Source organism: Gemmatimonas sp., assembly GCF_046594945.1.
Taxonomy (GTDB): Bacteria; Gemmatimonadota; Gemmatimonadetes; order Gemmatimonadales; family Gemmatimonadaceae; genus Gemmatimonas.
The window spans coordinates 1-8,754 of record NZ_JBKJRB010000025.1 but is presented as its reverse complement, the minus strand read 5'-3'; the positions used below and the strand labels follow the sequence as shown (position 1 = coordinate 8,754).

Genomic DNA, 8,754 nt, shown 5'->3' with positions numbered 1-8,754 from the left:
GCGTGGTGCTGCTCAATGAGCAGCTGACCGCCAAGATCATCGACCATCGGCTGTACTTCGTAGTGAGGCATTTCTCCGGCTACATGGTGTCGATGGATTGAGGCGCTCGGCGCTCGGAGCTCGGCCATTGCTCCCGCGTTCACTTCTCACACAGATCGGATTTCCTGTCATGATCAATATCTTCCGCCGTCTCGCCGTCCTTCCACTCGCCACGCTGCTGCTGGCCACGGCCGCCTGCAGCGAGATCTCCACCGCCCCGGCGGCTGCGCCAGCGTTTGGCCCGCGCCTCGCGGCCTCCGCGAACGACACGGCAATCACGATCATCAAGGTCGGGCCAACGAAGTCGACCACCTATCCCATCAGTGGTGGCCACAAGGTGCAGATCGCGGCCTACTCGGTCTGCAATCCTGCGGTGTCCACGTACGGGCCGACTGAATGGGACAAACCGTGCGTGACGATTGCCACCACCATCACGGTCACCGTCAAAAGCTGGATCAATGCGGCCGGTCGGCCACAACTGCACTTTTCGCCCGACTTGCGCTTCGCCCCCGGCACGGTCAACACGATCTGGGTGAGCGACAAGGCGGCCTCGTCGAACCCGCTGTTCCGCGTGTCCGGTACGAATGAGGCCGTCACCGACCCACGCGTGACCACCAACTCCGACAGAGTGAACGGCTACCTGTACCGGCGCGTCAAGTACTTCAGCGGTTATACGGTGACCGCCGACTGACACTACGGGCGCGCACGTTCAGCGCAACCTCCCAGAAGCACCACTCGTCGCACCGGCCGCGACGGCTTCCCCCGACTGCGGCAAGTGGAGTGCCGGCGGGTGTTGCTCGAACATGGTCTGATCGTCTGGCAACTACGATATCATGACCATCTCACTCGTCGCGCACCGATTTCCGAACCACGCGTTACGGTTTCGGAGTGCATCGCCAGACTCTACGGGGAACGCATGCCGCCACTGCATGCGGGTTTCGGCGTGCATGGAGTCACGGTGAGCCGCAGCGGTGGTGTGCCGGTGAAACGCGCCGGACTGGCGTTGGTGTCGTCGCCCGAAAGCGACGTGGTACACACGGTCGAACAGCTGATCGCTGAGGGCCAGGCGGCGGAAAAGGTCGGCAATCGGACCGAGGCGCGTCGTTGTTTCGAGCGGGCGCTCTACCGCATTCGGGACTCGACCGACGGAGCGCGCGCGTCGACGATTCTGCGCTGGATCGCGCGCACGTATCTGGGTGACGTCCAGATGGACGCCGCGCTGGATTGTCTCGCCGCCGCCGTCGCGGTGGCGGAGCAATGGGGCGACGAAGCGGCCGCCGGGAGCGCCCTCAACGTGGAAGCCGTTATTCGCTGGCAACTCGGCGAAATTGACGAGGCCGAACGGCTCTATCTCGTGGCACGGTCTTACGCCCTCCGTGCCGGCGACGCAAAGCTGGCCGCCATGACGGCGCAAAACCTTGGCGTCATCGCCAACGTGCGTGGCGACACCGACGAAGCGCAGCGCCACTACGAAGCGAGTCTCGGGGAATATCGCGCGCTCGGGCTGGCCAAGGACGTGAGTGTGGCGCTTAACAACCTCGGTCTTCTGCACACGCAGATGGAACGATGGGGAGATGCCGAGCGCTCGTTCAATGAAGCGGTGCAGATCAGCGATGCCATCGGCGACCTCTCCGCGCGCATGCAGCTGGACGTGAATCTGGCCGAGATGTGGGTCACACGACAGGACTTCGCCAAGGCGCAGCAGTCCGTGCGACATGCGTTGGACCTCTCGACCCGCACCGGCGATGCGACCGCGGTAGGCCGGGCGAGCAAGCTGCTGGGCGTCATTGCCAGGGAGACTGGCGATCCGGCAGAGGCCGAGGCGCAATTCGGTCGAGCCGAGGAAATTGCCGCTGCCCGCGGCGACGTTTTGCTGGCGGCCGAAGTCGCACGGGAGTCGGGTGAACTGGCTCGCCGTCAGGGCCGGAACAGTCTGGTGCTCCAGCATCTCAATCGCTCGCATCGCCTGTTTACACAGCTCAGGGCGCGTCGCGATCTGGCAGATATCGGGAAGCGGACGGGACGCCTGGAGGACGAGTTCCTTCAGGTGGCCCGGCGTTGGGGTGAATCGATTGAAGCCAAGGACCGCTATACGCAAGGTCACTGCGTGCGCGTATCCGATTTGGCGTGCACAATTGCGGCCGACATGGGTTTTGCCGACCAAGATCTCTTCTGGTTTCGGATCGGCGCCTTGCTGCACGATGTGGGGAAGCTGGTGATTCCCGAGGAGGTCCTCAACAAGCCCGGGAAGCTCACCGACGAGGAATGGACACTCATGCGCAGCCACACCACGGCCGGTGTGGAAATGCTGTCGGGTATCGACTTTCCGTGGGATGTTATGCCCATCGTGCGCTCCCATCATGAGCGTTGGGACGGCAAGGGGTATCCTGACAGATTGGCCGGTGAGGACATTCCGCTGGTTGCGCGAATCCTATGTATTGCCGACGTCTATGATGCGTTGACATCCGTTCGCAGCTACAAGATGGCGATGACACACGCGCAAGCCGTGGAGATAATGCATCGCGACATCGGCACCATGTTTGATCCGCTGGCATTTGCCGCGTTCGAGCGTATCTCCGGTTCCTGGGTCCAACGTGAGACGCGCCAGCTCGTCGACGACAGTGCCCCTGCGGCCGCTGCACCGCCGCATCAGACAGCGTCGGACAACACCAGTGCGCCAATCTGGGAGCTGGATGACCTGACGCAGATGCCGCTTCGTCGGGCCATCCGCATGACGACTGAACGCGTGCTTGAAGCGCGACAGACGACGGGGCGTCCGGTCTCGCTGCTGGTGATCGATGTCGATCATTTCAAACTCGTGAACGACACGTTCGGACATCTGCAGGGCGATGACGTGCTCCGGGCCGTCGCTGACGTCGTGCGCGCTCAAACGCGCCCCAGCGACTTCATCGCACGATACGCCGGCGACGAGTTCGTGGTGCTGCTCCCGGGCACGGGGTTGGAACAGGCCATGGAAATTGCGGAACGTCTTCGTGACCACGTGGCGCGCGCGCAGTGCGCGCGCCGCGACGGCGCGGCAGAGCCTGTTCGCGTAACGCTTTCTATTGGTGCGGCCACGGCGCCGGCGCAGGGCGAAACGTTGGACGCGCTGTTCGCGGCCGCCGACGGCGCGCTGTACAGCGCGAAGCGTCGTGGACGTAACGCTGTGGGCTCCGCCAGCGGCGCGGGCGCACTGCGTGACGCGACGCTTCTGTTGGACACGTTTATCGGCCGTGCCAGCGAACGTCAACGGATCACGCGGCTGCTGGACCTCGCGGCACGGGGAACGCCACAAGTTCTCTCCGTCGTTGGCGAGGCTGGTGTCGGCAAGTCGACGTTGCTCAGGCAGCTCACACCGGAAATGGGCGTCCGGGCTGGCTCGCTGATCGTCGGCCGCTGTCTGGACTCCAATGTGCGCCCGCCATACGGCCCATGGGTTGAGGTCATCAAGGCCATCCATCACATGGGATTGGTGCCGCACCGGGAATGGCGTGAACTGGGTCGGCTTGTGCCGGCACTCGGCGCGGGGTCGGCGACTGCGGACACAGTGGCTGGTTCGACGAGCGCTCGGTTTCCACTGTTCCAGGAGATCGAGGAATACATCACCGCGGCCACGCAGGCGCGGCCGCTGGTCATCATTCTCGACGACATGCAGTGGGCCGATGGCGAAACGTGGGACGTCTTGGATTTGATGGTGCCTCGACTCAGTGGTCAGCGACTGTTGCTGGCACTGACCGTACGGAACGAAGATCTTACCGAAGATGGCAAGCACCGCTGCAGGAGCATGTCGCGCCACGAATGTTTCAGCGAGATGGAACTTGGCCGATTGTCACAGGTTGAGATCGAGCATTGGCTCCGGGTGGCGCTGAGCGGACAGGCGCCCGAGTCGGCGTTGATCGAGTACATGGTGGCGCACACGGAAGGCAATCCGCTGTTTGCCCTCCAGACGCTTCGCATGATGTCGGAGGACGGCGTGGTGCGGCACGAAGATGGCCAGTGGCGGTATTTCCCGTCGCCGGAGACGACGTTGCCAACGGCCGTGCGCGACCTGCTGTCCCGTCGACTGGGCCGCCTGTCCGAGCCAACACGTGAAATACTCACGGCCGCGGCGGTATTCGGCTCGCAGTTTGACGCAGACTTGTTGATCGGCGCGTCCCCGCTTGGAGAAGACGTGGTTTTCGATGCGCTGGACGAGGGTGTTCGCGCCGGCGTGCTCGCGGCACGTGAGAACGATGGTCCGGCCGCATTCGAGTTTACGCACGGTCTACTTGCCGACGTGCTCCGTCGGAGCGGAAATCCATTGCGCTTGCGTCGGGTGCACGAACGGGTGGCGCGTGTCCTGGAAAGACAGCCACACGCCGATCCCGCGCTCATCGCGGCCCATTTTGATCGTGGCGGGAATCGCGATGACGCCCATCGGTATGCGTTGATTGCCGGCGAGCGCGCCATGAAGGTGTATGCCTACGACGCAGCGTCCTCGTGCTTCGAGATGGCCAGCAGGCATGCACGCGCCCTCGCGGAACACGCGAACGCGCAATGGCGGTTGGCGACTCTCGATGAAATGGTCGGGCGATACGGTGAGGCAGAGCAACGTTGCGCGCTGCTGCTGTCAACGTATGCGGCAGGCGTTGGCGAGCTCGCGCTGACCAGTGGTGTAAAACGGATGCGGGAACGTCTGCGCCTGTTGCGGGGGGCACCGGCCTCCGATGTGTTGACCGACAGTGAAGCGCTGCTCACCGACGCGCGTCGTGCGGGAGACCGTCAGGAAACGGTTGCGCTGTTGCTCATGATCTCGCAGGTGCAGGCCAGACTGGGTGATAGTGTCGTAGCAGAGCGAGTCGCCCGGGAAGCGATTGCGGAGGCGTCGCTGACGGACGATCCGTCGCTGAATGCCGATGCGATCATGCGTCTTGGCTCAACGCTGTTGGTCGCAACTCCCGCTGATGCTGTAACGTACTATCGCCAGGCGCTCGATATCTTCCGACATCTTGAAGATCGCCGGGGTCAGCTCCGATGTCACATCAACATTGGCGTCGCCTGCGATCGGGCGGGAAATCATCATGCGGCCGAGCTCTCGTACGCCACCGCGCTGGACCTTGGGCGCGAGATCAAGGCAGCCGATCTGACGGCGCTTGCGTCCATGAATCTGGGCGTGTTGCTGTCGAAGACAGGACGCTTTGCCGAGGCACGTCACCGACTGGATGAAGCGCTTCGAATCTACGCGTCGGTCAACAACGAGCCCCTTCGCCTGTCAGCGCTCTACAATGTCGCGCACCTCGCGCGTGAGCGCGGCGACGCGGCGGGTGCTACCGAACTGTATGCCGCGACGGTGTCGCTGGCACAGCAACTCGGCCAACTCGACGTGCATGTGGGTGCGCTGTGCGGCATGGGGCTGGCCGACCTGGTGCTCGGACACTTTGCCTCGGCGGTGGCTCGGCTGAATGAATCGGTGTCGCTCCTGGCCGGGAGGGAGTCGCACTGGTTTCAAGGGCGTGAGCTGCTGGAAGCGCTGCACGTGCGCGTGCTGACTGGACGTGGTGATCGTCGATCGGCGAGACAACGTCTGTTCGCTGGGCTACGGGCCGCCGAGCAACACGATCAATACGCCGCGGTATGGCTGGCCGCTCAGTGCGTAGGTGGACTGCCGGATTTAGGGGACGACTGGCGGGAGATGGTGCGCAAGCATGCGGTACAGGCGCGGGCGCTTGGATACGCGCCACTGGTGGCGCAACTCGCCGCCGCCGCATTCGTCGATGATGCTGCCACCACGGGCGCATCGGAGATTATTGCCGCGTAGACCAGCGTGTGGCGCTTCGAGCAGGATTAGTGGAAGTCGATTGAGGTGAAGCTCCCCTGACGCCTGTATACCCGGTACCCGGGAACGCTGTCGGCTGTGATCGGTATCACGCTGAATACGCCCCGATCCGTTCATCCGTTTGCCGTTGCGAGAGGCCGCATTGGTGTACATCGCCGGGCGGATCGCGGCCACGTTTCCGTTGTGGTTCGCCGCGAAGTCAACGGCGGATCTTACCGGACTCTGGATCGGCCTCGGCCTCGTTGGATTGACGGTGCTGCGGGTGACGATCGACCAGCGTCGGCCCACCGGTGCTCGAGGCCGACTGTGTGGTGAAGCGCTACGGCGAGCGTCCGGTGCTGAAATCCGGCTCGGTACGCGCGATTCCCGGCGTGGTGATCGGGCTGCGTGGACGTAACGGACCAGGGAAGTCCACGCTGCTGCGCATCATGACCGGCAGTCTCGCTCCTGATTCCGGCGTGCTGCACGTTGATGGAGAGGGCAGGCTCGCGGTGTCGCTGCCGTGGCTCGCCACTCGTGGTGCTTTCGTCCTCCTCGACCGAGACCTGTTGCATCCGCGCGTTGCGGTTGAGACGCAGCTGTTGTGGATCGGTGAGCGCTTCCATCGCGCCGCGCGTGCCTATTCTCGATGAACCACTGCGCGGCATCGCGCCGTTCGACGCCGAGCAAATTATGGTGGCATTGCGCGCTTTTGCGCGGGCCGGTAGAGCCGTGGTGTTCACGGGCCACGAGCTCCCGTTGTTGCTACTAGTCGTTGATCGTGTCACCTGGTGCACTGCCGGTACGACGCGCGAGTTCGCCAGCGTGCCGCGCGCGATGGAAGACTTCGGTTGCCGTAGTGCTGGCAGGCTTCTTCGCATGGTTGCCGGCGGTTCCAGCGGCGGCTGTGGCGGCGTTCCTCACGTTCGCGGGCTGCCGCACAGTCGAAGCGGTTCGTTGGCAGGATCGGAAGGGGTGGGACGACTTGCTATCGCGCGAGCATCCCGTGGGGCGCTCGAAGGCGCACGTTTTCGAATCCTTCGAATTCACGCGCGCGCCGCCGCCGCGTCAGTGTTCGGACAGAAGAATGCGGTCTGTGGTACTGTTCACGGTCCGTCCGGCGAGACGGCGCTCGTGGTTACGGTCTGGATTTTTCTAACCGGCGAGACGCGACCTCGGTTCGTCACCGCGCACGCAGGGAACCTGCGATGACTGCCTGTCGAGAACTCGATGTCGTCGTGCCGACGCATAATCGACCTGACGTTGGCCTCTACGCCGGCGCCATCGCGCAGCTGTATCCAACAGAAGCCGTGGAAGTCGAGTTCGTCACGGCCTTGGGTCCCACGCAGGCGCTCCTGATGCTCCGCGGAAGTGATGTGCGCGCCGTGCGTGATGACGATCTGCTTGCAGAAGCCAGCGCCAGTCACCCAACACTTGATGTGACCTGCAACGTCCGTTGATGCGGCGGGATGGATACCGCGCCAGCTTCACCGCTTCGCGCTGCACGTCGGATCCTTCGTTCCCGAGGGATTCGAATCGTACGCGCGAATACTCCACCCGTGCTTTCAACAGAAAGCACACCCTACAGACGCTCCAGTCCGTTGGCGAGGCATCGCTGCGGCAAATGGGCGCCCGGTGGACGAGGAGCTGCTCCTCCTTGACGTGTCGGGTGATCCGGCGAGCATCGGCCGGGCAGGTGAACTGCTGTGGGATCAGCAGTCGCCAGAGGGATCGCTATCGCTCGATAGTGCCGAACAGCTGGTCCGCGCGCTGACGTTGCACACGCAGTCGCCGGCGGTATGCTGGTTCGCAATATGGGAAGGGTGGGGCGACCGGCGCCCGCGCCAGCGTTCAGCGCCGACCTTCGCTGTTCCTCAACGCGTGCTTCACCTCTTCGAAGGCCAGATTGACGACGCGCTGCGCACCTTCGACCTCGAGGATTGCATATTTGGATCGGCCAACATGTGGTGGCCCGATGATCGTGCATGCAGAGTGCCTACCGAGGTTGACTTCAAGTGGACGCACGTGGGCGCTTCATCCCGCTGCATTCGCCGATTGCTCGGAGATCCGTCCCTTGAGGCATCGAAGTTGCTCTCACGACAATTCGATAGGCTCATCCACTGGCGAACGCGCGCTGCCGCCACTTGTTGAAAGCCGACGCCGCAGAACGCTGAGCGCAAGCGCGACTTGACGACGAGTCACTTCGAAGGCAAGCGTCGTTCGTGAGTCACTGGCCGGCAGTGGGGCGACCATATCGAGCGTCGCAGGCCCTCCTCGCCTGCATGATCGTTGGCATGCTCACGTGCGCACCCGAGGGCGACGGCGGTGCCACTGGAGCCAACCGCCTGTCACCGCGGCCCCACTATTGGGGCGAGTCGGGTGTCCACGAAATCGGGTCAACTCCCAATGCTGTTCGGATTGCGCATTTCTTGGGTCTGCCGGAGCGCTTCCTGCCTCGACAAGGTGCGGGTGAATGCACTGACTGATCCATGCAACAAATAGGTCTGGAGTGTATGCCGTAGCATCGCAACGTGTTGGCATGGAAACGGCGTCAGTTGCGGATGCCCGCGGGGAACGAGGTCGTGGCGCCTGGTACCGACACGAGCCCATCTCCATCATTTTGCTTCGCGGTTCTTCGCGTCTCGTCGCGGTCGTCGCGAGATTGGCGTGAACCAGCTGGCGGTCCGAGCGCACCGAGGCAACCGAAAGCACCGCCGTTCGCGCGACGCTCGCGACGACCGCGAAGGCCCGCGAAGAACCGCCACAGCAGGAGTGGTGGTTCGGCGCGCCCCCGTTCGCCGACACGATGCCCTGATCCATCATGTTGCTGTTGTTCGCGTCTCTTCGCGAGCTTCGCGCGAACCAGCTGGCGGTTGCCTCGGTGCGCTCGGACCGCCAGCTGGTTCACGCGACGACCGCGA

The 8,754-nt window shown here is 63.7% G+C and carries 5 protein-coding genes; all 5 read left to right on the top strand.

Annotated features, from left to right (window positions below; translation table 11 throughout):
• The first annotated feature begins 169 nt into the window (after positions 1–169).
• The 5 genes from ACLL97_RS03285 (at position 170) to ACLL97_RS03265 (ending at position 7,293) form a co-directional block, all read left to right on the top strand.
• Positions 170–730: a hypothetical protein gene (locus tag ACLL97_RS03285; protein ID WP_411279049.1), complete on the top strand. Its 561-nt coding sequence runs from the start codon at positions 170–172 to the stop codon at positions 728–730.
• Between the two features lie 225 nt (positions 731–955).
• Positions 956–5,836, top strand: a complete 4,881-nt coding sequence (locus ACLL97_RS03280; RefSeq protein ID WP_411279048.1) for a diguanylate cyclase — start codon at positions 956–958, stop codon at positions 5,834–5,836.
• Between the two features lie 308 nt (positions 5,837–6,144).
• The gene (locus ACLL97_RS03275) at positions 6,145–6,486 is read left to right on the top strand and encodes an ATP-binding cassette domain-containing protein (protein ID WP_411279047.1); all 342 of its coding nucleotides are present in this window, start codon (positions 6,145–6,147) and stop codon (positions 6,484–6,486) included.
• 40 nt (positions 6,487–6,526) lie between these two features.
• The gene (locus ACLL97_RS03270; RefSeq protein ID WP_411279050.1) at positions 6,527–7,045 is read left to right on the top strand and encodes a DUF6883 domain-containing protein; all 519 of its coding nucleotides are present in this window, start codon (positions 6,527–6,529) and stop codon (positions 7,043–7,045) included.
• Entirely contained in the window at positions 7,042–7,293 is a 252-nt protein-coding gene (locus tag ACLL97_RS03265; RefSeq protein ID WP_411279046.1) for a DUF4926 domain-containing protein, read from the top strand. Before ACLL97_RS03270 ends, ACLL97_RS03265 begins: the two co-directional genes overlap by 4 nt.
• Positions 7,294–8,754 lie beyond the last annotated feature (1,461 nt).